Annotated in this window: 20 protein-coding genes; 7 read left to right on the forward strand and 13 right to left on the reverse strand. The window is 71.5% G+C overall.

What is annotated here, in order from left to right:
* Nucleotides 1–281: 281 nt before the first annotated feature.
* On the forward strand, nucleotides 282–488 hold the full coding sequence (locus HAV39_RS12230) for a winged helix-turn-helix domain-containing protein (RefSeq protein ID WP_373311737.1): 207 nt from the start codon (nucleotides 282–284) through the stop codon (nucleotides 486–488).
* Between the two features lie 146 nt (nucleotides 489–634).
* On the opposite strand, the gene HAV39_RS12235 is transcribed toward HAV39_RS12230, so the two are convergent.
* From HAV39_RS12235 to HAV39_RS12245, 3 genes are all read right to left on the reverse strand, one after another.
* Nucleotides 635–1,141 (reverse strand): hypothetical protein, encoded by a 507-nt coding sequence (locus HAV39_RS12235; RefSeq protein WP_203736219.1) that lies wholly within the window; start codon nucleotides 1,139–1,141, stop codon nucleotides 635–637.
* Nucleotides 1,142–1,371: 230 nt separating this feature from the next.
* Nucleotides 1,372–5,991 (reverse strand): galactose-binding domain-containing protein, encoded by a 4,620-nt coding sequence (locus tag HAV39_RS12240; protein ID WP_425547561.1) that lies wholly within the window; start codon nucleotides 5,989–5,991, stop codon nucleotides 1,372–1,374.
* 460 nt (nucleotides 5,992–6,451) lie between these two features.
* A complete protein-coding gene (locus tag HAV39_RS12245) occupies nucleotides 6,452–7,288 on the reverse strand; it encodes an alpha/beta fold hydrolase (protein ID WP_191839288.1) in 837 nt (278 codons plus the stop codon).
* 20 nt (nucleotides 7,289–7,308) lie between these two features.
* On the opposite strand from HAV39_RS12245, the gene HAV39_RS12250 reads away from it, so the two are divergent.
* Complete coding sequence (locus HAV39_RS12250; protein ID WP_191839289.1) at nucleotides 7,309–8,391, forward strand: sigma-70 family RNA polymerase sigma factor; 1,083 nt, start codon at nucleotides 7,309–7,311, stop codon at nucleotides 8,389–8,391.
* Nucleotides 8,392–8,404: 13 nt separating this feature from the next.
* On the opposite strand, the gene HAV39_RS12255 is transcribed toward HAV39_RS12250, so the two are convergent.
* The 4 genes from HAV39_RS12255 to HAV39_RS12270 form a co-directional block, all read right to left on the reverse strand.
* Nucleotides 8,405–9,652: an MFS transporter gene (locus HAV39_RS12255; RefSeq protein ID WP_191839290.1), complete on the reverse strand. Its 1,248-nt coding sequence runs from the start codon at nucleotides 9,650–9,652 to the stop codon at nucleotides 8,405–8,407.
* A 46-nt stretch (nucleotides 9,653–9,698) separates the two neighbouring features.
* Nucleotides 9,699–10,091 (reverse strand): hypothetical protein, encoded by a 393-nt coding sequence (locus HAV39_RS12260; RefSeq protein WP_191839291.1) that lies wholly within the window; start codon nucleotides 10,089–10,091, stop codon nucleotides 9,699–9,701.
* Between the two features lie 81 nt (nucleotides 10,092–10,172).
* The gene (locus tag HAV39_RS12265; RefSeq protein WP_191839292.1) at nucleotides 10,173–10,622 is read right to left on the reverse strand and encodes a hypothetical protein; all 450 of its coding nucleotides are present in this window, start codon (nucleotides 10,620–10,622) and stop codon (nucleotides 10,173–10,175) included.
* Nucleotides 10,623–10,871: 249 nt separating this feature from the next.
* Nucleotides 10,872–11,423: a TetR/AcrR family transcriptional regulator gene (locus tag HAV39_RS12270; RefSeq protein WP_191839293.1), complete on the reverse strand. Its 552-nt coding sequence runs from the start codon at nucleotides 11,421–11,423 to the stop codon at nucleotides 10,872–10,874.
* A 103-nt stretch (nucleotides 11,424–11,526) separates the two neighbouring features.
* Here HAV39_RS12270 and HAV39_RS12275 point away from each other — a divergent pair, with 103 nt between their 5' ends.
* Complete coding sequence (locus tag HAV39_RS12275; RefSeq protein WP_191839294.1) at nucleotides 11,527–12,783, forward strand: MFS transporter; 1,257 nt, start codon at nucleotides 11,527–11,529, stop codon at nucleotides 12,781–12,783.
* A gap of 105 nt (nucleotides 12,784–12,888) precedes the next feature.
* Here the strand turns inward: HAV39_RS12275 and HAV39_RS12280 are convergent, their stop codons facing one another.
* Entirely contained in the window at nucleotides 12,889–13,635 is a 747-nt protein-coding gene (locus HAV39_RS12280) for a class I SAM-dependent methyltransferase (RefSeq protein ID WP_191839295.1), read from the reverse strand.
* A 105-nt stretch (nucleotides 13,636–13,740) separates the two neighbouring features.
* On the opposite strand from HAV39_RS12280, the gene HAV39_RS12285 reads away from it, so the two are divergent.
* The gene (locus HAV39_RS12285) at nucleotides 13,741–14,601 is read left to right on the forward strand and encodes an SAM-dependent methyltransferase (RefSeq protein ID WP_191839296.1); all 861 of its coding nucleotides are present in this window, start codon (nucleotides 13,741–13,743) and stop codon (nucleotides 14,599–14,601) included.
* 4 nt (nucleotides 14,602–14,605) lie between these two features.
* Here HAV39_RS12285 and HAV39_RS12290 read toward each other — a convergent pair whose 3' ends face one another.
* Together HAV39_RS12290 and HAV39_RS12295 are read right to left on the reverse strand one after the other, a co-directional pair.
* Nucleotides 14,606–15,220: a dihydrofolate reductase family protein gene (locus HAV39_RS12290; protein WP_191839297.1), complete on the reverse strand. Its 615-nt coding sequence runs from the start codon at nucleotides 15,218–15,220 to the stop codon at nucleotides 14,606–14,608.
* Between the two features lie 50 nt (nucleotides 15,221–15,270).
* Nucleotides 15,271–15,558: a DUF1905 domain-containing protein gene (locus tag HAV39_RS12295; RefSeq protein WP_191839298.1), complete on the reverse strand. Its 288-nt coding sequence runs from the start codon at nucleotides 15,556–15,558 to the stop codon at nucleotides 15,271–15,273.
* Nucleotides 15,559–15,642: 84 nt separating this feature from the next.
* Between HAV39_RS12295 and HAV39_RS12300 the strand changes: the two genes are divergently transcribed.
* Both HAV39_RS12300 and HAV39_RS12305 read left to right on the forward strand, forming a co-directional pair.
* Nucleotides 15,643–15,987, forward strand: coding sequence for a PadR family transcriptional regulator (locus tag HAV39_RS12300; protein ID WP_191839299.1), 345 nt, complete (start codon nucleotides 15,643–15,645; stop codon nucleotides 15,985–15,987).
* The gene (locus tag HAV39_RS12305; RefSeq protein ID WP_191839300.1) at nucleotides 15,984–17,024 is read left to right on the forward strand and encodes a hypothetical protein; all 1,041 of its coding nucleotides are present in this window, start codon (nucleotides 15,984–15,986) and stop codon (nucleotides 17,022–17,024) included. The genes HAV39_RS12300 and HAV39_RS12305 overlap by 4 nt, the downstream gene beginning before the upstream one ends.
* Nucleotides 17,025–17,062: 38 nt before the next feature.
* On the opposite strand, the gene HAV39_RS12310 is transcribed toward HAV39_RS12305, so the two are convergent.
* The 3 genes from HAV39_RS12310 to HAV39_RS12320 all read right to left on the reverse strand — a co-directional run bounded on the left by HAV39_RS12310 (nucleotide 17,063) and on the right by HAV39_RS12320 (nucleotide 20,046).
* A complete protein-coding gene (locus HAV39_RS12310) occupies nucleotides 17,063–18,805 on the reverse strand; it encodes an alpha/beta hydrolase family protein (RefSeq protein ID WP_191839301.1) in 1,743 nt (580 codons plus the stop codon).
* Nucleotides 18,806–18,934: 129 nt separating this feature from the next.
* The gene (locus HAV39_RS12315) at nucleotides 18,935–19,387 is read right to left on the reverse strand and encodes a DUF3291 domain-containing protein (RefSeq protein WP_191839302.1); all 453 of its coding nucleotides are present in this window, start codon (nucleotides 19,385–19,387) and stop codon (nucleotides 18,935–18,937) included.
* A gap of 32 nt (nucleotides 19,388–19,419) precedes the next feature.
* Complete coding sequence (locus HAV39_RS12320) at nucleotides 19,420–20,046, reverse strand: helix-turn-helix transcriptional regulator (RefSeq protein WP_223124412.1); 627 nt, start codon at nucleotides 20,044–20,046, stop codon at nucleotides 19,420–19,422.
* A 169-nt stretch (nucleotides 20,047–20,215) separates the two neighbouring features.
* On the opposite strand from HAV39_RS12320, the gene HAV39_RS12325 reads away from it, so the two are divergent.
* Nucleotides 20,216–20,911 (forward strand): hypothetical protein, encoded by a 696-nt coding sequence (locus tag HAV39_RS12325; RefSeq protein ID WP_191839304.1) that lies wholly within the window; start codon nucleotides 20,216–20,218, stop codon nucleotides 20,909–20,911.
* Nucleotides 20,912–20,973 lie beyond the last annotated feature (62 nt).

Genomic DNA, 20,973 nt, shown 5'->3' on the forward strand with positions numbered 1-20,973 from the left:
TCCGCACGTGCATCGCTGATCGGTTCGATGTAGGACAACACGGATTCCCCCTCGATGGTCAGACGTAGGTGCCCACGGTTCGGTGCACTCAAGTTGAGCTTGCGTCGAAGTGGGCGAGCCAGGGTGCGAGCCAGCTCGCCCACTCACGCCCAAGTGCCAACCCGGACGCAACCTGAAGCCTACTCCACCTAATGGAGTAGGTCCATCATCTGGTGGTGGTGGAGTAGGTGACCGTGATCCAATCGGGGTGCCAACCCGGGAGTGTCGCCATGCCGTTGCCCATGAGCTATCTGAAAATCGCCGAAGACCTCGCCGCTCGCATCAAGTCGGGTGAGTACCAGCCAGGCCAGCAACTGCCCTCATACAACGAGCTGGCAACGCTGTACTCCGTCCACTTCTCCACCATCACGCGCGCCATCGGCGTGCTGCGGCTGCAGGGTGTGGTCATCGGCGTGCCGGGCCGAGGTGTGTTCGTGCCGGAGGAGTAGACAGGGCTCAGGGAGTCGCCCCCACCATCGACCTGGCAAAGCCAGTCGAACATGATCTGCGTGACGGACGACTGCCCGAACCGTCGCGGCACCCATGGTGGAATCACTGGTCGACCTCTCATGAAGTGCCGATGTCAACCGCGGTGTCAGAAGTTCCACTCGGTCGGCAGGTCTGCGTCGCACACGGCACAGACGAAGTCGTCCTCCTTGACGATGTTGCGCTCCCCGCATCCGGGGCAGCGCCGGAAGACGTACTGCTGGGTGAAACCGGCCGGGTGACGTAGTCCTGCGGCGTCCAGCGCAGCAGCAACGGCCGTCCACGAACCCGGATCCGGGCAGTAGCCGGTGGACTGGTTGGTGATCTCATCGACGGCCCATTCCGCCCGGTCCCGGCAGAAGATGATCTCTCCGGCCGCCAGCACAGCATCGCCGGCCGCGCAGGCGACGTGTTCACTGCGCCGTGGGGCCAGACGAAGAACGCCATCGAGATCAACAACAAACGTGAACGCTTCCCCGAGGTCGGCCCGACTGCAACCGTCCAGCCAGACACCGAGGTCGGCACCAGTGCGGACACGACGACCACCGACGGCGTCCGACACGAGAAGCAGAACATCCTCAGGTCCGACGTATGAGTAGTGCCTGTCTGCCGTCACGCCGCAAAGATAGTCACGCCAGCCCCAACGCACCTCACCATTTCGGGACCACCGCCCAGAGCACTCCCCCGGCATCTTCGGCTGCAGTTTCGGGGAAACTGCAGCTGTCGCGCGCTCGATGGCCGCAGTTTCCCCGAAACTGCAGCGGGGGGCCGGCCGGCCGGATGGCCAGGGGGCCTGCCGGCGTGAACGCCGGCAGGCCCCTGGGAGGTGCTTCCTGTGCGGGCAGATCAGCTGCCCGAGAAGGTGAACGTCGAGCCCGGCTGGGTCACGATGTTGCCGGTGCCCGAGTTCGTGATGGTGACGTTCGACAGCGCCGCGCTACCGCGGGCCTGGGCCATGGCCAGCATGCCCGCGCCGTTGTTCGACTTGTCGATCTTCACGTTGGTGATGACCACCCCCGGAAGCTCACCGGCCTTGAACTGGATGCCGTCGTACGTCGAGTCGTAGATCTCCGTGTCACGGATCGTGACGCCGGGGATCGCGACGGTCGCCGCGAACAGCGTGATCGCGCCGAACTCCTGGTCCTCGTTCCAGAAGGCGCCACCCGTGCGGTAGAGCGCGTTGTTGGCGATCAGCGTCTGACCCGTGAAGGGGATCGGGTCGTGGTCGGTCGCCAGCATGATGCCCGGGTAGTTCATGGTGTCGTAGATCAGGTTGTTCTCGATCTTGTTGCCGTAGCCGCCGTAGACCGCGATGCCGTTCGCCCGCCACGGCAGCTGCACCGTGTTGTTGACGAAGCGGTTGTCGTGGCCGATGTCGACCGAGGTGTCCTTCACGTACTTGCTGGCCCAGACCGCGAGCGCGTCGTCGCCGTTGTTGCGGAACGACGAGTTGAACACGGTCGAGTTGCGGGTGCCGTTGGTGAAGTTGATGCCGTCGGCGTACGTGTTGCGCACGCGCATGCCGCTGAACTCCAGCCCGTCACCGGGTCCCCACAGCTCGGGGATGTTGGAGTAGTCGCGGCCGACCCAGGCGCCGACGTTGGCGTGCTCGATCCAGACGTTGGTGATCTTCGTGCCGACACCGAGCCGGCCGTTGATGCCGACGCCGCCCTCGGCGTTGCCGTCACCGCCACGGATCCGGCCGGAGCCGAAGATGGCCAGGTCGGAGATGATGGTGTTCTTGTCGATGTCGAAGCCGAAGTTGCCCTCGTGCGGGTGGTTGATGCCGCCCGCGTTCTGGGGCTGGGTCAGCGTGTAGAGGCGGGAGTGCCACATGCCCGCGCCGCGGATGGTGACGTTGCTGATGCCCACCTGGTTGTGCGTCCCGCGGTTCAGCGGGTCGTCGGTGAGGATCTTCTGCTCCTGCCGCCACTGGCCGGCCGGGATCCAGACGCAGCTGATCTGCCCGTTCTGGTCGGCGGTCACCGCGGCCTGGATGGCCGCCGTGTCGTCGAGGCCGTCGTTGGGCACCGCGCCGTAGTTGGTGATCGAGGTGCACTCGGCCGGCTTGCTCAGCGCGGGCGCGACCTGCTCCAGGTCGACGAGATCGATGATGTAGAAGGAGGCGTTGTCGCCCGAGTCGCGCTGCAGCTTGAACTTCGTGCCCGGCGGGTACGACGTGGACAGCAGGGCGTTGGACTCGTCGAACAGCCGCCGCGCGTTGGTCTGCGGGGTGTTCGTCAGGCCCTCGGGGTCGTCGGTGGTGCCGTAGAGCCAGCTGTGCACCGAGGACAGGGTGAGCTTCCGGTCGAACACACCGTTGATGTAGAGGCTGATCGTGTAGTCCTGGCCGCCGCCGCCCGCGGCGTCGGGGACCGAGTTGCGGACCACGATCGAGTTGGCCTGGTTGGTCGAGGTGAACTCGACGTACTGGCCCTGGTTGGTCAGGCGCACCGACTTGCGGCCCGAGGACTCGGTGGCGAAGTTGGTGTGCCCGAAGGTGCGCAGCGCGTCCGTCTGCAACAGCTCACCCTGGTAGGCGGCGGACTCTGCCTCGTACGAGGTGTACGGGACGGCCGCGCCCCGGCCGACGACGATCGACTGGGTCAGCGAGTTGTTGGTCTCGTTGGTCTCGGTGACGACGTTGGTCGCGTCTGCGCTGGCGGTGATGGTCGCACCACCGGAAGTGGCGGTCCAGGTGCCGTTGACGGCCACGTTGACGGTGGCGCCCGCGGCGATGGACGCGGTGTTGGTGTTGAGGGTGGTGGAGCCGACCGTCACCTGGGTGACCGTGGTGACGCCCGAGGCCGTGGTGCCGCGGTTGTTGACGGTCACCGTGAAGCTGACCGCCGCGCCGACGGCCGGGTTGGCCGGGTTGGTGGAGATGCCCGTGACCTGCAGGTCGGGGCCGGGGGCCTGGGCCACGACAAGGTTGCTCGCGGCGTTGGCGGTGTTGTTGTTCTCGTCCTTCTCGGTCACCGTGCTCGCGTTGTCGGCACGGGCGCTGACGGCGTACGAGCCCTGGCCGAGGGTGCCGATGGGCAGGCTGACCGACTGCGAGCCGCCGGCCGCGATGGCCGCGACGTCGACGGTGCCCTTGAGCGCGCCGTCGAGGTAAAGGCCCACCTTGGAGGCGGGGGCGGACAGGTCGCCGATGTTGTTGACGGTGGCGGTCAGCGAGATGCTCGACGCCTCGTTCGGCGAGGACGGGGTCCACGACACGTTGCTGACGGTCAGGTCAGGGTTCGGCGCGGGGGTGCCGCAGACCTCGAATTCCGCGACCTGGCCCGAGGGGGCGCCGGTGTTGGAGTTGAAGGACAGCCGCACGTCGGCGGTGGTCGCCGAGACCGGGACGCTCACCACGTTGTTGCCCTGGGTGAACTGGTAGCTCGCCGCCGACACCAGGTTGGTGTAGGTAGACGAGGACTGCTCGCGGCCCAGGATCTGGAAGTTCTGGGTACGCGTGCCCCACGCCGGGTCCGGGTTCAGCTTGACGTTCACCGCGGTGATGACGTGGTTGCCGCCGAGCGCCACGGTCAGCTGCGCCGGGTAGCCCGCACCCTCCCAGTAGGTGGCGACCTGGCCGTCGTTGGCCTTCTCCGGGGTGAACGTGAACGTGGAGCCGTTCGCGGTCATGGTCTTGCCGGACGCGACGTTGGTGCAGCCGGGGGGCTGGGTGCCGGTGCGGGTGACGGTGTTGCTGTTGCCGGACACGTTGCCGGCGTTGTCCCGCGCCCGCACGTAGTACGACACGGTCGCCGTGGCGGCCTGGGTGTCGTTCCACGTGGTCACGGTGCCGACCTGCGCGGCCAGCGCGCCGTTGCGGAAGACGTCGTAGCCGGCCAGGCCGCTGCCACCGGAGTTGTCGGTCGACGCACCCCAGTTCAAGGTGATCGTCGTGCCGGACGTGCTGTGGCTCAGCGTGCCGGGCACGCTCGGCGGCGTCGTGTCGGTCGTGGTTCCGGTGCGGGTGACCGTGTTGCTGTTGCCGGACACGTTGCCGGCGTTGTCCCGCGCCCGCACGTAGTACGACACGGTCGCCGTGGCGGCCTGGGTGTCGTTCCACGTGGTCACGGTGCCGACCTGCGCGGCCAGCGCGCCGTTGCGGAAGATGTCGTAACCGGCCAGGCCGCTGCCACCGGAGTTGTCGGTCGACGCACCCCAGTTCAGGGTGATCGTCGTGCCGGACGTGCTGTGGCTCAGCGTGCCGGGCACGCTCGGCGGGGTGGTGTCCGGCGTGGTCCCGGTGCGGGTGACCGTGTTGCTGTTGGCCGAGATGTTGCCCGCGTTGTCACGCGCCCGCACGTAGTAGGACACGGTCGCCGTGGTCGGCTGGGTGTCCTGCCAGGTGGTGACGGCGCCGACCTGCGCGGCCAGGGTGCCGTTGCGGTAGATGTCGTAGCCCGCGAGGCCGCTGCCGCCGGAGTTGTCGGTCGACGCACCCCAGTTGAGGGTGATCGTCGTGCCGGACGCGCCGAGGGTCAGGTTCGACGGCACGCTGGGGGCGGTGGTGTCGGGGGTGCCGCCGCCGGGGCCGTACACCTCGATCTCGGAGAGTTGGCCCGCCGGCCACGCGGTGTTGGCGGTGATGTTGATCCGCACGTACCGGGTGGTGGTCTGAGTGAAGTTGATCGTCACCGAGTTGCCGGCCACGGCCGGGTTGAACGTGTACGACGCCGAGCCGACGATGTCGGTGAATGTCGAGCCGTTGGTGCTGCCCTGGACGGCGAGGGTCTGCGAGCGGGTGCCCCAGCCGGAGGTCGGCAGCTTCAGCACGACCCGGTTGACGGCCACGGACGAGCCGAGGTCGACGGTCGCCCACTCCGGGAAGGAGTTGTTGACGCTCTCCCAGTAGGTGCCCTGGTTGCCGTCGACGGTGCGGCCCGAGTCGTAGACGTCGGCGTGGCCGCTCTCGGTGGTGGGACGGCCCTGGGCCAGGTTGGTCGACGAGCTGGCCGTGCCGTAGATCTCCAGCTCGGACAACTGCGCGGCGGCCCAGCCGGTGTTGGCGCTGATGTTGACGCGCACGTAGCGCGGCGAGGTCGCCGGGAAGTTGATGGTCACCGAGTTGTTGGCGACCGACGGGTTGAAGCTGTAGCCCTGCGACGCGACGATGTCGCTGAAGCTGGAGCCGTTGGTGCTGCCCTGGACGGACAGGGTCTGGGTGCGGGTGCCCCAGCCGGCGGGCAGCTTCAGCACGACCTGGTCGATGGCGGTGGCGGCGCCGAGGTCGAGCTGGGCCCACTGCGGCAGGGAGCCGGAGCTCTCCCAGTAGCTGCCCTGGTTGCCGTCGTTGAGGTTGCCGGTCACGTAGGGGCCGTTGACCGAGCTGGCGGACGTCGACTTGCCGAGGCTGAGGTTGGGTCCGCCGGCCGCTTGCGCGACGGCTGCCCACCCGGCCGTGGCGATCATCGCGGTGGCGACCGCGGTCGCCACCGCTCTGATCGGATTCCTGGTTCTCATCACTGTCCTTTGTCACGGAGGGACGGTTCCGCGTGTGGAGGGGGTTCCACAGGCGTGCGGTGAAACGGGGTGACTGATCAGCCGCGACGGTGAGCGGGACCGCGCGGTTGATGTTTTGCAGGCGTGGTGTAACCGGTGACGTGGCGCGGGCGTGAACTCAGCCCGGACCGCGTGGGGGTGATCGACCAGTGCGTACGAATGCCGACGTCATACCGGGCCTCTCCTGAACGAATGGAGAACACCGGCAGGTGAGCGGCCTGCAGGGAACTTGCACAAGCTAACGACAAAACTAAACATTCGTTTGTCGAAATCTTGCACTGCGTCGGGGGCAACGTTACCGACACGTCACGAACACGTCAACACTTCGACAGTCGTGAGCCGACGAACGGATGAACGGCGCGGACGACAACAGGGCCGTCCGGCTGAAAACCGGACGGCCCTGTGTCCATTCTCGACGGTATGATCAGCTTGCGGCCAGCACCTCCCGCAACCGCGCGGCGAACGCCGCCGGGTCGTCGGTGAAGCCGATGTGGTCGCCGGGGAACATCGTGGGCTCGATGTCCAGCCGCGCCGCCAGCGCCCGCGAGGTGCGGTCGCAGAGCTGGCCGGCGGAGTCCGCGCCGATGCCGACCACGACCCGGGTGCCGCCGTTGCCGCGCAGCATCGCGGTGTCCGGGACGAAGCTGACCGTCGGCAGCAGCATGTGCGCGTACTGGAAGTGCTCGTCGGCGACCGACTGCTCGTCGCGCTCGCCGCCGACGATGGCCTCGAACACCGGCGGGGGCAGCTCGATGTTCGCGATCTTCAGGAACTTCGCGAACGCGCCACGCGGGTCGCCGCCCAGGTAGGTCGCGATCATGTCGTCGGTCGCCGCGCGCAGCTCGGCCCGGTCCTCGACCAGCTCGTCCAGCGGCGGTTCATGTGCGATGACCGTGCTGACCAGCTCCGGGCGGGTCTCGGCGAGGGCCAGCGCGCTGACCGCCCCGCCGCTGGAGCCCAGCACCACGGCCGGACCGGCGTCGAGGTGGGTGATCAGCCGGGCCAGGTCGTCGCCCCGCTGCTGGGGCGTCGAGTCCTGGCCGCGGTCGTCGACCGTGCTGCGGAAGATGCCCCGCGGGTCGGTGGTGAGCACCATGTGGTCGACGGCCAGCAGCTCGGCCAGCGGCGTGAACGCCCGGCCGTCCATGGGCGCGCCGACGAGCACCACCAGCGGCCCCGCGCCTCGCACCTCGTAGTGCAGCCGAGCGCCCGGCACCTGGAGGGTGCTGCTCGTGACGGGGACGGTCGAAGTGTCGTTCATCAGGTCTCCTAGGCGGTGAGATGGCTCCCGTACCTGATAAAGACCGGGGCGGTGCGGCAGAATCGTCGCTTGTGAGCGAACTTTCCGCAGCCGTGGCCGGGGACGCCGACCTGGCCCTGGCGCAGGGCGGGGACGACGCCGCGTTCACCCGGCTCGTCGAGCCGCTGCGGCCGGAGCTGCACGCGCACTGCTACCGGATGCTCGGCTCGACCCATGACGCCGACGACGCGCTCCAGGACGCGCTGCTGCGGGCCTGGCGCGGGCTGGCGGGCTTCGCCGGGCGTGGCTCGCTGCGGGCCTGGCTCTACACCGTGGCCACCCGCACCTGCCTGGACCTCGTCGAGGCCCGCGGCCGCCGGGCGCTGCCGATGGACCTCGGCCCGTCCAGCGCCCACGCCGTGGTCGGCGACACCCCGCTGACCGAGGTCGCCTGGCTCGGGCCGTACCCCGACGCGGGTGTGGGCAGCGGGCCGGCCGGGCCGGGCGCGCGCTACGAGCAGCGCGAGGCGGTCGAGCTGGCGTTCGTCGCCGCGCTGCAGCATCTGCCCGGCAACCAGCGGGCGGCGCTGCTGCTGTTCGAGGTGCTGGGTTTCTCCGCCGCCGAGATCGCCGCGATCATGGACACCTCGACGACCTCGGTGAACTCGGCGCTGGCGCGGGCGCGCCGGATCGTGGCGGAGAAGGCGCCCTCCCCCAGCCAGCAGCAGACCCTGCGCAAGATCGGCGATGCGCGGGTGCGCGACGTCGTGCACCGGTTCGCCGGGGCGCTGGAGCGCGGCGACGCCGACGCCCTGATCTCGCTGCTGGTCGAGGACGTCACCTGGTCCATGCCGCCGCTGCCGCACTGGTATCACGGCCTGGCCGCGGTCACCGACTTCGCGGTGCGGGTCCCGCTGACCGCGTGCGGCTCCTGGCGGCACCTGCCGGTCAGCGCCAACGGCCAGCCCGCGGTGGCGTGCTACCTGCGCCCCGACGCCACGGGCGAGCACGTGGCGTGGTCGGTCAACGTGCTGACGCTGCGCGAGGACCGCATCGCCGAGGTCACCGCGTTCATCGGGGCCGAGCACTTCACCCGCTTCGGCCTGCCCGCCGCGCTGCCCTGACGCGGCGGCGCGCTCACGCGGTCGCGGGCACCGGTTCCTCGTCCGCGTGGGCGATGCGGGTCATCTCGCGCCACAGCAGCACGACGAAGGCCGCCGAACCGGCGAAGGCGAACCAGAACGGCGCGGTGACCCCGTAGTGGGTGGCCAGCACGCCGCCGATCACCGAGCCGACGACCAGGCCGCCGAAGACGGCGATGGTGTTGAGGCTGTTCACCCGGCCCTGCAGCGGCTCGGGCACGGCCCGCTGGCGCACGGTGACCGAGGTGGTGCCCCAGACGAACGCGTGCGCCCCGAACACGAAGAAGATCGCGGAGGCCAGCACCGGTGAGGTGGTCACGGCGAGGCCGAGGTGGGTCAGGGTCTCGATGATCAGCCCGACGCGCATCACGTTGCCCAGGCTCACCCGCCGGGTGATCGCGCCGTAGAGCGCCGTGCCTAGCAGGCCGCCGACCGCCGAGACCGTGGTGAGCAGGCCGAACCCGATGGCGCCGAGGCCGAGCTGTGCCTGGGCGTAGAGCACGAGCACCGACCACGCGGCCCCGAACGTCACGTTGAAGATCAAAATCGTGAGCACGAGGGTACGCACGGCCGCGTGGTTCACCGTCCAGCGGAACCCCTCGGCGACGTCCCGCCGCAGGCTGCGCCGTGCCCCGTCCGGTCGCTCACGGGCCGGCAGCCGCACCCGCGACACCAGCACCACGCCGGCGGCGACCAGCACGACCTCGGCCGCGAACGGCCACGCCGTGCCCGCGGCGAACAGCGCCGCCCCGATCGGCGGGCCGATCAGCTGGTTGAGCGTGATGAACCCGGTCTGCAGCCGGGCGTTGGCGATCGCCAGGTCGTCGCGGTGCACCAGCATCGGCGTCAGCGTGCCGGCGGTGTTGTCGGCGAACACCTCGGCGACGGTCAGCAGGCCCAGTGCCGCCAGCGCGCCGAGCGCCGTCAGCGTCCCGGTGAGCATCATGGCCACGAGCACGGCCAGCACCATGACCCGGGCCGCGTTCGCCGCGATCATGATGCGGCGCCGGTCGAGCCGGTCCGACAGCACGCCCGCGTACAGGCCGAACATCAGCGGCGGGGCCCAGCGCAGCAGCGCGGCCAGCGAGATCAGGAACGGGTCGTCGGTCAGCGAGGTGACCAGCAGCGGCCCGGCCGCGAGCGCCACCCCGTCGCCGAGGTTGCTCGACCAGGACGAGGCCAGCAGCCAGCGGTAGCCCGCGCCGAGCCGGGCGGGCACGACGGAGTCGACTACCTTGCGCACAAGGTCGAGACCCTACGGGGACGCGCGGGCCGGCCGCAACGCGTATTCATCGGCTCGCGAAACCGATCACGGCGAGCACGGCGGCGGCCAGCGCGAGCACGCCCGAGACGACCTCGCCGCGCACGGAGCACCGGCCGCTGCCCCAGCGCTGCGGGAACAGGAACTCGTCCGCCCGGCGCGCCTTGACGACGACATACGCCGCATAGAGGTTGAGCAGGGCCGCCCCCACCGCGACCGCGGGCATCAGCCAGGAGTGCCATGCCGCGAGCAGGATGCTCAGCACCAGTCCGACCGTGCCGGCCAGCGCCGCGGGCAGGCCCGCCTGCTGCCAGCTGCGCGCCTCGGTGAGCGCCGAGCGGGTCCGCGTCCGGCTGCCGGGCTGCAGCCGCGCGGCGGCCGCGGCGCGGCGGGCGCGGACGTCTCGTCGTGATTTCGGCATGGGAGGCAGTGTGCCCGACGCCGTCCAGCGCCGGGCCGCCGCACCGATCCCCGGTACGGCGGCCCCGACGGTCGTTCGCTGCTACCGCGTGGACAGTCGCTCGTCGGACTCCGCCTCGGCGGCGCCGCGGGCGAGTTTGGCCTCCCGGGCAGTCCGAGCGGACTCGACCTCCCGCTCGGCGTCGGCGGCACCGGCCTCGGCGGCCCGCTGCGCGGCCAGTTCCGTGGCGATGCTTTCGTGCCTGCGCTTCAGGTCGAGGTTCTCGGCCCGCTGCGCCTGCAGCTCGCGGCGCGCCGCGAGGCGGCGGCGGGCGCGCCGCCCGGCTCCGCCGAACAGCATGAACAGCCCGGCGAGGATCAGCGCGCCGGCGGCCGCGCCGATGAGGAAGACCTCGCCGACCGTGAGCGCGGCCTGGTAGCCGAACAGCTCGACCGTGCCCACCGACGTGGTGAACAGGCCGTCATTGTCCATGAAGGCCACGAGCGCCAGTCCGGCCAGGCCGAATACCAGCAGCAATCCGAGCAGAATCATGGTGATGCCTCCTGCGTGCCGACAGCGGTGTCAATTCGTGGTGCCGGCGCGCAGATACCCGGGGGAGGCGGTCGTAAACCGCTGCTCAAACGAACGTTCCCCGCCGACCACGGGGGAAGTCGGCGGGGAACGTCTATGACGATACTCCTCCGGGCCCGAGCGTGAAAGTCTCGGTGCGAAGCCGTTCGTTCAGATTTCCGATCCGCATCGGAGCCGCCCGGCCGACCTCCGTCGTGATCGGATGCCGGTTCAGCGACCCGCGAATAGCCGGTTCACCAGGGCGGCCGCCAGGTCGGTCTGGTCGAGGCTCCAGGGCCGGAACAGCACGCGGTACACGATGGGTGCGATGACATGGTCAATCACGTCGTCGACGGGCACCCCGCCGCCGGCCCGCTCGACCAGCAGGGTGGCCTCGGCCCTGCGGTTGCGCAGGCAGTCCGAGTCGCCGGCGCCGGCCGCCACCGCTCCGCCGCGCAGCATCGCCGCCGCGGCCGGCTGCCGGAAGTGCTCGATGATCTCCTGCGCCCAGTCGACCAGGTCCGCCCGCAGGTCGCCGGTGTCCGGCAGGGGGCGGTCCGGCGACATCCGGTAGGTCGCCAGGTCGTTGATCATGGAGGCGGCGTCACCCCAGCGGCGGTAGACGCTGGTCGGGTTGACCCCGGCGCGCTCGGCCACCATCGGAATGGTGACCTGCGCGGCGCCGCGCTCCTGGACCAGTTCCTCGACCGCCGAGCGCACCGCGGCCAGCACGGCGGCACTGCGACCGCCGGTACGCCGGGCAGGGCTGGATGTGGCAGACATGACTCCCATACTAACGCAGAAATATTTGCTTTAACTCCGGTGCTGTAGGTACGGTCGCCTACGACTTAAACGCAATGATCTTTGCTTTAGGGAGCGCCACTTCATGACCATCGCCGACCGGGCCCTGTACCGGCCCCGCCACGCCACGCAGACCGCCCGCCGGTCGCTGTCGCCGACCGTCGCCTTCACCGGCACCGCGCTCGCCTTCGCCTCGCTCTACCTCGCCGCGGGCGCGCCGACCCCGCTGTTCGTGCTGTACCAGCGGCAGTGGGGCTTCGCGCCGTCCATGCTCACCGTCGCCTTCGCCGCGTACGCCTTCGCGCTGCTCGCCGCCCTGCTGGTGGCCGGTTCGCTGTCCGACCACGTCGGCCGGCGTCCGGTGCTCGTCGGAGCACTGCTGGTCGAACTCGTCTCGATGCTGATGTTCGTGTTCGCGCCGAACCTCGGCTGGATCATCGCCGCCCGTGTCGTGCAGGGCCTGGCCACCGGCGCGGCCAGCAGCGCCTTCACCGCCGCGCTGCTGGAAGTCGCGCCGCCGCGCTACCGCCGGTGGGGTTCGCTGATCGGCAGCGTCGCCCCGGCGGGCGGCCTCGGCCTGGGCGCGCTGCTCACCGGCGCCGCCGTCCAGTTCACCCATTCCGCCAGCCTGATCGTGTTCGGCACGCTGGCCGCGATCATGGCGGCGGGCACGGTCGTGCTCTTCCTGTCCGCCGAGACGTCCACGCCCCGGCCCGGCGCGCTGGGCTCGCTCGTGCCCCGGGTCACGGTGCCGCACCCGGCCCGGCGCGAGTTCACCGCCGCCGTCCCGGTGCACCTGGCGTCCTGGATGATGGCCGGGTTGTTCATGGGCCTGGGACCGACCATCGTGCGCGGCGTCTTCCACCTGGACAGCGGACTCCTCAACGGTGCGACGGCGTTCGTCGCCCCGGGCGCGGCGGCCGTCGCGGGCGTGCTGACCGGGCGGCTGCACGGCCGCCGGGCGACCCTGCTCGGCACCGCCGGGGTGCTCGCCGGCACGGTGATCGTCGCGGCCGGGATCGCCGCTGGCCTGCTGCCCGTGGTCTGGCTCGGCGCGGCGGTCAGCGGGCTCGGCTTCGGCTCGGCGTTCGGCGGCGCGCTGCGCCTGGTCGGCCCGCACGCCCAGCCGCACCAGCGGGGCGGGCTGTTCGCCGCGGTGTTCCTGGTGGCCTACCTGTCGTTCGGGCTGCCGCTGATCGTCGCCGGTCAGGGTGTCGCGTTGCTCGGTCTGCAGCCCACCGTGCTGACCTACAGCGCGGTCGCCGTGCTCGTCGCGGCAGCGGGCCTGCTCACCCAGCTGCGGCTGCGCCGCCAGGAGGCCATGCTGCCGGCCACCGCCTGACCAGGAGCCGCGGCAGAGCGTGGCTGGGCAGGGCGTGCGGGCACGCCCTGCGCCCCGCGCCGGCGTAGCGCGGAGCGCAGGTGGTCGGCGCGGCGGCGGGGTGGCTCAGCGAAGCCGGGCGGTCAGCAGGAAACGGTGGCTGTGCACACGCAGCGTTGCGCCCGCGGCGAGCCGGTCGTGCAGCACGCGCAGCCGGGTCTCGTACACCGTGGGGTCGAAGTCCGGGATCTGCCAGGGCGTGAGCCGCAGCAGCAGCACGACCGCGCCGATGTCGTGCAGCACCCCGCCGACCAGCTCCTCCCGCCGGTCGGCCACGGTGAAGCCGTCCCGCTCCAGCTCGCGGGCCGCGGTGTCGAGGTCCCAGGTCCGGAAGGTGTGCGGCGGGGCGTCGAGGGCGGCGTTCAGCTCCGCGAGGTCCCGGCCGCCGACCTGCTGGGTGACGAACAGCCCGCCCGGGGCGAGCACGCGGCGGACCTCCGCCGGCACGTACGCCCCGTGCCTGCTGAGCACAAGGTCGAACACGCCGTCGCCGAACGGCAGCCGACCCGGGTCCGCCGAGACGTCCGCGACCTGGATGCCGAGCGGCCCCAACCGCCGCCGCGCGACCAGGACGTTGGGCGGGTACGCCTCGGTGGCCGCCGTCACCGGCGGCAGCGGTGCGAGCGAGGACAGGAACTCGCCGCCACCGGTACACAGGTCGAGCAACGCCGTCGCGGACCGCAGCGGCTGCCCGACCAGTCCGCGGTAGTCCCACGACGGCGCGCCCTGCACGTAGCGTCCATCCAGGACACCGAAGTCCCAGCCCTCGATCGCGGTGTCCACCGCGGCGTCGACCAGCTCCCGAAACGTCACGGCGGACAGGCTATGCGCGGCCTCGCGGCCGTCGCACGCCATATACGGCCGGGCATGCCGTCGTCGCCGCGCGGTGCGGGCCGCGAGCGTCTACAGTGGGCGGCCATGACCTTCCAGGCGGATGCGGTAGCGGGTGCCGAGCGGGTACGCCGCTACTACGACAACAACGCCGCCGCGTTCGAGCGGCTGGGGCAGGGCGGCGCGTCCATCCACCGCGCCGTGTGGGGTCCCGGGGTGGCCACCCGGGCGCAGGCCTTCCACCACGTGGACGAGCTCCTGCTCGACACCCTGCCACCTGACCTGGCCTGCCCGTCCGTTGTGGACCTAGGCTGCGGACTCGGCGCGAGCCTGCTCTACCTGGCCGCCCGGACCGACCTGACCGGCGAGGGCATCACCATCAGCCCGCTGCAGGCGGCGCGGGCGGCCGAGCTGATCGCCGAAGCGGGGCTGGACACCCGCGTGCGCTGCCGCGAGGGCAACTACCTGGCCGTGCCCGACGACCTGGCCGGCACCGCCGACCTGGCGTTCTCCATCGAGGCGTTCATCCACAGCCCCGACGCCGACGGCTACTTCCGCGAAGCCGCCCGCACCCTGCGGCCCGGCGGCCGGCTCGTGATCTGCGACGACTTCCTCACCTCCGCCGCCACGCACGATTCGCCGCGGACCGCCCGCCGGATGGCGGAGTTCCGCACCGGCTGGCACGTCGGCTCGCTGCTCACCGTCGGCCAGGTGCGCACCATGGCCGCCGGGCACGGCCTGGAGCTGGTGCGCGACCTCGACCTGACGCCCTACCTGGAGCTGCGCCGCCCGCGTGACCGCGCGATCAGCGCGCTGCTGGCGATGGGCCGCGTGTTCCGCCCGTCCGGCCTGTACTGGCAGTCACTGGTCGGGGGCGACGCGCTGCAGTGGGCGCTCATCCACGACCAGCTCAGCTACCGGTTCCTCGAACTGCGCCGCCGCGGCTGACCGGTCACTCGACCTCCATGGAGCCGTACTCGGGGACCCCGGCGAGTTCGAGGGTCTGCATCGTCACACCGGTCGGCGTCGACGTGACGTCGGCCAGCCGGAACCGCGACGGCGTGCGACCCTCGGCGAACAGCCGTTTGCCCGAGCCGAGCACGACCGGGAAGACGATGAGCCGGACCAGGTCGATCAGACCGGCGTCGAACAGGGTCTGCGCGAGCGCACCACTGCCGTGGATCTGCAGTTCCCGGCCGGACTGCTCCTTGAGCTTGGCGACCTCGGCCACCACGTCGCCGCCGAGCACGGTGCTGCGGTGCCAGTCGGCGGCGGTCAGCGTGCCTGAGGCGACGTACTTGGGCAGCGTGTTGAGGGCGGCCGCGATCGGGTCAGCCGGGTCGGTGGACCTCGGCCAGGCCTCGGCGAAGATGTCGTAGGTGCGCCGGCCGAGCAGGAACGCGTCGACCTCGCCGAAGACACCGGTGATGTAGCCGCCCAGGACGTCGTCGAAGAAGGGCACCACCCAGCCGCCGTGCACGAAGCCGTCGGTGGTGTCCTCGGCCGGGCCGCCGGGGCCCTGGTACACGCCGTCGAGGGTCACGAACTCGGTGAGTGTCAGTCTCATACCGGGTATGACGAAGCGGCCGCCCGGAAGTCATCGGTCCGGGCGGGGACTCATGCGTCGACGTCCAGCCGGACCGTCACCATGTCACCGGTGTCGAGCCCCTCGGCCCGGCGCACCACGGCCTTGACCGGCACGATGTAGCGCCCGTCCTTGGGGAACAGCGAGGTCGTCCAGCCGGTCCGGCCGATCCGGGCGGTCACCGGGATCATGCCCCAGCCGTAGCTGACCAGCGACGACGCGTCTTCCAACGTCTGGCAGTGCTCGTCGGGCACGGTCACGAAATACCAGGGCGCGGGGCCTCTCCAGAACCAGATCTCGCCGCTGAACTCCATGTCCATCGGGCCAGGATAACGAGCCCCGCCGACACTCGATCGTCATTACTACGATTGACAGACTATACCGATAGTCGTACGGTCGGCCGCATGCGTTTGGCGGAACCCACGTTCTTCATCCTGACCTCGCTGACCGACCAGCCGCTGCACGGCTACGGGGTGATGCAGGCCGCCCGCGAGCTGTCCGGCGGCCGCCTGCAACTGCGGCCGGGCACCCTCTACGCCGCCCTGGACCGGCTCGCCGAAGACGGGCTGCTGGTGGTCGACCGGGAGGAGGCGGTGGACGGCCGGCTACGCCGCTATTACCGGCTCACCGACGACGGCGCGACCGCGCTGGCCGCCGAGGTCGAGCGGATGCGGGCCGATGCGACGGTGGCCGCGGCGCGGCTGCGGCGCCGCGGCGTGCCCGGGCTGGCCCTGGAGGGCGGCCGGTGAACGACATCGAGGAGCTGCGGGCGCGATACCGGCGGCTGTTGCGGGCCTATCCGGGCTGGTATCGGCGCGAGCGCGGCGACGAACTGCTGACCACCCTGCTCGACGACGCGGCCGAGGGGCAGCGGCATCCGGGCCGCGCCGATGCGCTCGACCTGCTCCTCGGCGGTATGCGGGTGCGGCTGCGCCCGCCGAGGGCGACCACGGCCCGGGTGCTGACCGTGGTGTGCGCGCTGTACGCGGCACTGGCCGGGGCGGCGCTGGCCGTGTTCGCCGGGCCCTATCCCGGACCGCCCTCGGCACAGCAGGCCCTGGTCGTGGCGACGACGGCGCTCGGCCGGGCGCCGCAGGGCGTGCCCGGCCTGGCCGTCGAATGCGACCTGGTCTGTCCGGCCACCGAAAGCGGCGACGAGGTGGTGATGTTCGACCACCCCGAGGATCGCACCGACGCGGCGGTGGTGGTCTGGGCAGACCCGACCGGATTGGACCCGGCCCAGCTGCGGGCGCGGCTGGTCGCCGCGGGCTGGACGGCGAGCCCGGTGGTCGGCGAGACCAGCGGGCTGCACTGGTTCGACGCCACCCGCGACGAGTTGTCGGTATCAGTGTCGGTGCGCCCGCCCGCAGCGCCCGAGGGCGCGGTCACGCGGGAGGGGGTGCTGGTCGTCTCGCACCGGGCGACGGTCGCGGTGGTCGCGTCGGCACTCGCGGCCGCCGTCGCCGCGGGCGCCGCCGGCTGGCTCGCCGCGGTGTGGGCGTTGCAGCGGTGGCGGCGGCACACCCGCTGGGTGCGGTTCGGATCGGCGCTGGCCGGGGCCCCGTTCGCGCTCGTGGCCACGGCCACGGTGGTGGACGGCGTGATGTGGGCGTTCGTGCCGATCCTGACCCGCACCGCGATCAACGAAGTGGCACTGCCGCTGGGCCTGCTGACGATGGTGCCGGTGGCGACCGTCGCGGCGGCCGGCTCGGCCGCGCTGTGCTGTGCCCTGGTGGCGCTGCCCAGCCGGGGCGCGTCACCGGCGCTCGGGCGGCGTACGGCGTGACGGCCCGGCCGGCGGGTGCGCCTGCCGGGCCGTGACGGTCACGACGACGATCCGCGAGGCACCTTGCTGCGGCCGCGCGAGCGTTTCGGGTCGGCCGGCTCGTGCCGGATGGGCGGCTGCTGGTGATCGCCGGCCGCCGGAGCCGGACCGCCCTTCTTGCGCGAGCCGCGACCCCGGCCGCCGGGCTTCGCCGCCCGATCGACGCTCGGCACCGGTTCGGCCCCCTCAGGCGATGGCGGCACGGTGCCGGATCCGCTGGCCAACGGCGGCCCGGATCCGTTGGGCGATGCCGACGGCACGGGTCTGGGCTGCTCCGAGGGTGCCGCCGCCACGGATGTGGGCTCGTCGGGCGAGGCCTGCGGCACGGGCTTGGAGCCGTTGGGCGACGCTGCCGGCACGGGCCCGGACCCGTGGGGCGACGCCTGCGGCACCGGCTGGGGTGACGGGTGGGACGCCTCCGGCGGCTCCACCGGCTCGACGGCAGGCATCGGGCCGCGGTTGATGCGGCCGTCCGCGTCGATGATCCACTGCTCGGAGGGGAAGGCTTCGCCGCGTACCCGGGCCGCGAGCCAGTCGGCCACCAGGATCGCCGCGGACGGGCCCAGGCGCGCCGACGGCACGCCGCCGATGTGGTGCGGCGAGTCCTGATAGACCACCAGCTGCCGCGGACCCTGCACCGCGTCGAGCAGGTCACGGGTCCAGTCGAGCGGGCTGAGCTCGTCGTCCTCCCCGGCGACCGCCAGGTACGGCATACGCAGGCGTTCGGCGTGCCCCTGCCAGGTGAGTGTCCGGGTGAACCGGTCGAACTCCGCCTCGTCGGTGTGCCCGGTCATGTACATGAAGCGCATCTTGTGGGTCGGCGACGCCTCCTCGAACACGGTCGTCCAGCCCGGCTCGTGGCAGACCTCCATGACGGCGCAGGCGCGGAACCGGGGTTCGTTCGCGGCCACGATGGTCGCGGCGAACGAGCCGAAGCCGCTGCCGGTCAGCACCACCTGCGCCGGGTCGACCTCGGGCCGCCCGGCCAGCCAGTCCAGGCAGGCCGGGCCGACCTGCGCCCAGGCGGGCAGGCTGAAGTGGGTGCCGAGCATCGCGCACTCGTACTGGCCCGGTCCCTCCATCGCGAGCACGGCGAAGCCGCGGCTGAGGAACCGGTCGCCGTGCAGGGCCACCGTGGCCTCTTTGCAGCTGTCCAGGTCCGGCACCACGACGGCCACCGGGATCCGGCCGCCGCTGTATCCGGGCGGCAGGTGCAGCCAGGCCGGCAGCGAGCCGCGGTGGGTGCCGGGGAACGGGATCCACACCGCTTCGACGTGGTGGTCGGCGAGCTCGGCGAAGCGGCTGTAGCAGGCGCGTTTGCGCTCGTGGTGAGCCCGGTCGGCCGCGTCCTCGGCATGGCCGGGCCACTGCGCCGCGCTCCAGTGCACGGCGGCGATGAAGTAGTTCTCGCGCGCGGTGACCAGGTCGCCCATGGCCTCGGCGGTGCGGGCGCGAGCCTCCCGGTGGCGGGCGGCCGCCGCGAACGCGGGCGCGATGGCCGCGTAGGTGCGCGCCTGGCGGCGGATGTCGGCGAAGTCGGCCGCGGCCTCGGTCCCGCAGGCCGCGTTCCAGTGCACCGTGCGGGGGTGATCCCAGTCGACGCCGCGTGCGGCGATGGCGGACGCCCACCGCTGCCGTTCCGCGATCCAGCGCCTGACCGGCGGCAGCGTGCTCCCGGACTGGTCGTGCTGATCCACGGTATTGCCGGCCGCCCTGGTCTGGTCGGCGAGAATCCTGTCCATCCCGGCTCCTCTCCTTGCGACCAATCTGCCCTGGTTCAGCCACCGAAGTGGCTGATTCAGGCAGATCAGGCGTAAATCGGCACACCGGGCGGCGCGTTCCGGTCCCCTAGGCGCGGCACCGTGCCTCGATCAGGCGGGGGTGCCGGACGGCTCGTGGAAGTCCTTGAAGGTGAACGCGCCCGGCCCGGGACCGTGCTCGGCAAGCCGGGCGAGCCGCGACATGCCCTCCGCCGCGCTCGGCAGGTGACCGTCCGGCACCCACCACATCACGCTGTGCACCTCGACCGTCCGGGCGAACCACTCCCTGCGCCGCTGCAGCACGGCGAGGTGGCGGGTCCGGTAGACGTAGTTCCACAGGTCCTGCCGGGTACGCCAGACCGACATGTTGATCAGCAGGTCGTCACCCGAGTCGTGCCGGTAGGCCACCGCGGAGTCGGTGTCCGACGCCGTGAACCGCCACACGAATCCGGGTGCGTCGTCGGCCAGCGCGTTGATCGGTTCGAGGAGGGCGACGAATTCGGCCATCTCCGGGGCGTCGAGCGGGGCGACCAGTCGCCCGACGTTCAGCTGCGCGAGATTCATGGATCGAGGGGACCACTCACTCGGCTTCTATGTCAATGAGATTTGTTTTTAGAGAACGAGACGCAGCACTCGTCCGGCCGCGGGTCCAGCTCCGCGGTGGCGTCCCCACCCGCGATCCCCTGGCACAGCGCCAGGTTCATCGAGCACACGAGCAGCGGTTGCGCCTGGGCGACCTGCCGGAAGGGACAGTTGCGCAGGCGCACCCGGGCTCCGTCCGCATAGGGCTCGTAGCCGCGTGCCCGCAGTGTCGCCAGCCACGCGCCGGGCTCGTGCATCCGCTCGCCGGCCGCACCGGCCGCCGCCACCGCGCGGTCGTCCGCGGCCGTGTCGTGCACCGCCTCGGCCAGTAGCGCCGCGAGCTGTTCGTAGTCGCGATGGGGCAGCGTGACCGTACGCACGATGGGCCCCCGGCGGTAGACCTTCGCCGGACGCCCGCCCCCCGGCCCGGGCCTGGCCTCGGTCAGCCGCATGAAGTCGACCTCCAGCAGGCCGGCCTCAGCGAGCTTGTCCAGGTGAAAGGCGGCGAGGGTGCGCGAGATCCCCGTCTGTTCGGCCGCCTCGTTGCGCCCGACCGCCCGGCCCTGGGCCGCGACGTAGTCGTAGAGCGCCCGGCGCACCGGGTCGTGCAGCGCGGCCACCGCGGCGAGATCGTCGGTCACCCCCGAAGTGTGCCTGCCGACCAGGCCGAGGGCCATCCGCGGGTCCGCCGCCGACCGCCCGGACGACCCGGGAGACCGTCACACTCGCCCGCGTCGGGCGGGTGTGACGGTCGTCCGATGTGGACGAATCGCTTGGCGCACCGTTGCCCGCACATGTGAAACTCCAGTGGTGACGCTGCCTCCACCGCCGAATCCCCCCGGCTACCCGGGCGCCGCCCCCTGGGGACCGGGCGTGGGCGCCCCGCCGCCACCGCCGAAGAAGAACAACACGCCGCTCATCCTCGGCCTGATCGCCGGCGTGGTGGTGCTGTGCCTGGTCGGTCTCTTCGTGGGCGGGCTGGTCTACAACATCGTCAACGACGGCGAGAGCCCGTCGGCAGGACCGTCGCTGTCGACGCAGCAGACCGGCCGCCCGGCCCCGTCCGACCGGCACTCCCCGCCCGAGGTGGCCCCGACGACCGAGGCCGCGCTGCCCGCGCCGGCCGCCGTCGGCGACTGCGTCTCCGTGGACGTGAAGGGCAGCTTCCTGGGGCTCGGCAACTGCAACGGCTCGCGCGGGACCTACCGGGTCCTGTCCGTCGACCGGGCGCAGGGCACCTGCGCCGACCCGGACGGGCCCTGGATCACCACCGGCGGCTACCGGCTCTGCATGGAGCTGTACCTGGTGCGCGACTACTGCTACAAGCTGCCGACGGAGACCGACTTCGCGGTCCCCGCGACGAAGTGCAAGGACAAGGGCACCGTGCACATCGTCGACATCGTGCCCGGCGGTGCGAACGGCGACAAGTGCACCCAGGACTACAAGTGGAACCACTGGTACCGGTTCACCCACCCGACCGTCGTGTACTGCGTCATGAGGTACTGACGCCCGCCCCGGCACGACGAAGCCCGCCGACATCGATCGTCGGCGGGCTTCGTCGTCGTCAG

Origin of the sequence: Catellatospora chokoriensis (assembly GCF_011297315.1) — a bacterium.
Taxonomy (GTDB): domain Bacteria; phylum Actinomycetota; class Actinomycetes; order Mycobacteriales; family Micromonosporaceae; genus Catellatospora; species Catellatospora citrea.

Excerpts from the sequence above, each read along its gene's own strand:
- HAV39_RS12230 (WP_373311737.1), top strand. The coding sequence starts at position 282 with ATGAGCTATCTGAAAATCGCCGAAGACCTCGCCGCTCGCATCAAGTCG.
- HAV39_RS12245 (WP_191839288.1), bottom strand. The coding sequence starts at position 7,288 with ATGAACGACACTTCGACCGTCCCCGTCACGAGCAGCACCCTCCAGGTG.
- HAV39_RS12250 (WP_191839289.1), top strand. The coding sequence starts at position 7,309 with ATGGCTCCCGTACCTGATAAAGACCGGGGCGGTGCGGCAGAATCGTCG.
- HAV39_RS12260 (WP_191839291.1), bottom strand. The coding sequence starts at position 10,091 with ATGCCGAAATCACGACGAGACGTCCGCGCCCGCCGCGCCGCGGCCGCC.
- HAV39_RS12265 (WP_191839292.1), bottom strand. The coding sequence starts at position 10,622 with ATGATTCTGCTCGGATTGCTGCTGGTATTCGGCCTGGCCGGACTGGCG.
- HAV39_RS12270 (WP_191839293.1), bottom strand. The coding sequence starts at position 11,423 with ATGTCTGCCACATCCAGCCCTGCCCGGCGTACCGGCGGTCGCAGTGCC.
- HAV39_RS12275 (WP_191839294.1), top strand. The coding sequence starts at position 11,527 with ATGACCATCGCCGACCGGGCCCTGTACCGGCCCCGCCACGCCACGCAG.
- HAV39_RS12285 (WP_191839296.1), top strand. The coding sequence starts at position 13,741 with ATGACCTTCCAGGCGGATGCGGTAGCGGGTGCCGAGCGGGTACGCCGC.
- HAV39_RS12290 (WP_191839297.1), bottom strand. The coding sequence starts at position 15,220 with ATGAGACTGACACTCACCGAGTTCGTGACCCTCGACGGCGTGTACCAG.
- HAV39_RS12295 (WP_191839298.1), bottom strand. The coding sequence starts at position 15,558 with ATGGACATGGAGTTCAGCGGCGAGATCTGGTTCTGGAGAGGCCCCGCG.
- HAV39_RS12300 (WP_191839299.1), top strand. The coding sequence starts at position 15,643 with ATGCGTTTGGCGGAACCCACGTTCTTCATCCTGACCTCGCTGACCGAC.
- HAV39_RS12310 (WP_191839301.1), bottom strand. The coding sequence starts at position 18,805 with ATGGACAGGATTCTCGCCGACCAGACCAGGGCGGCCGGCAATACCGTG.
- HAV39_RS12315 (WP_191839302.1), bottom strand. The coding sequence starts at position 19,387 with ATGAATCTCGCGCAGCTGAACGTCGGGCGACTGGTCGCCCCGCTCGAC.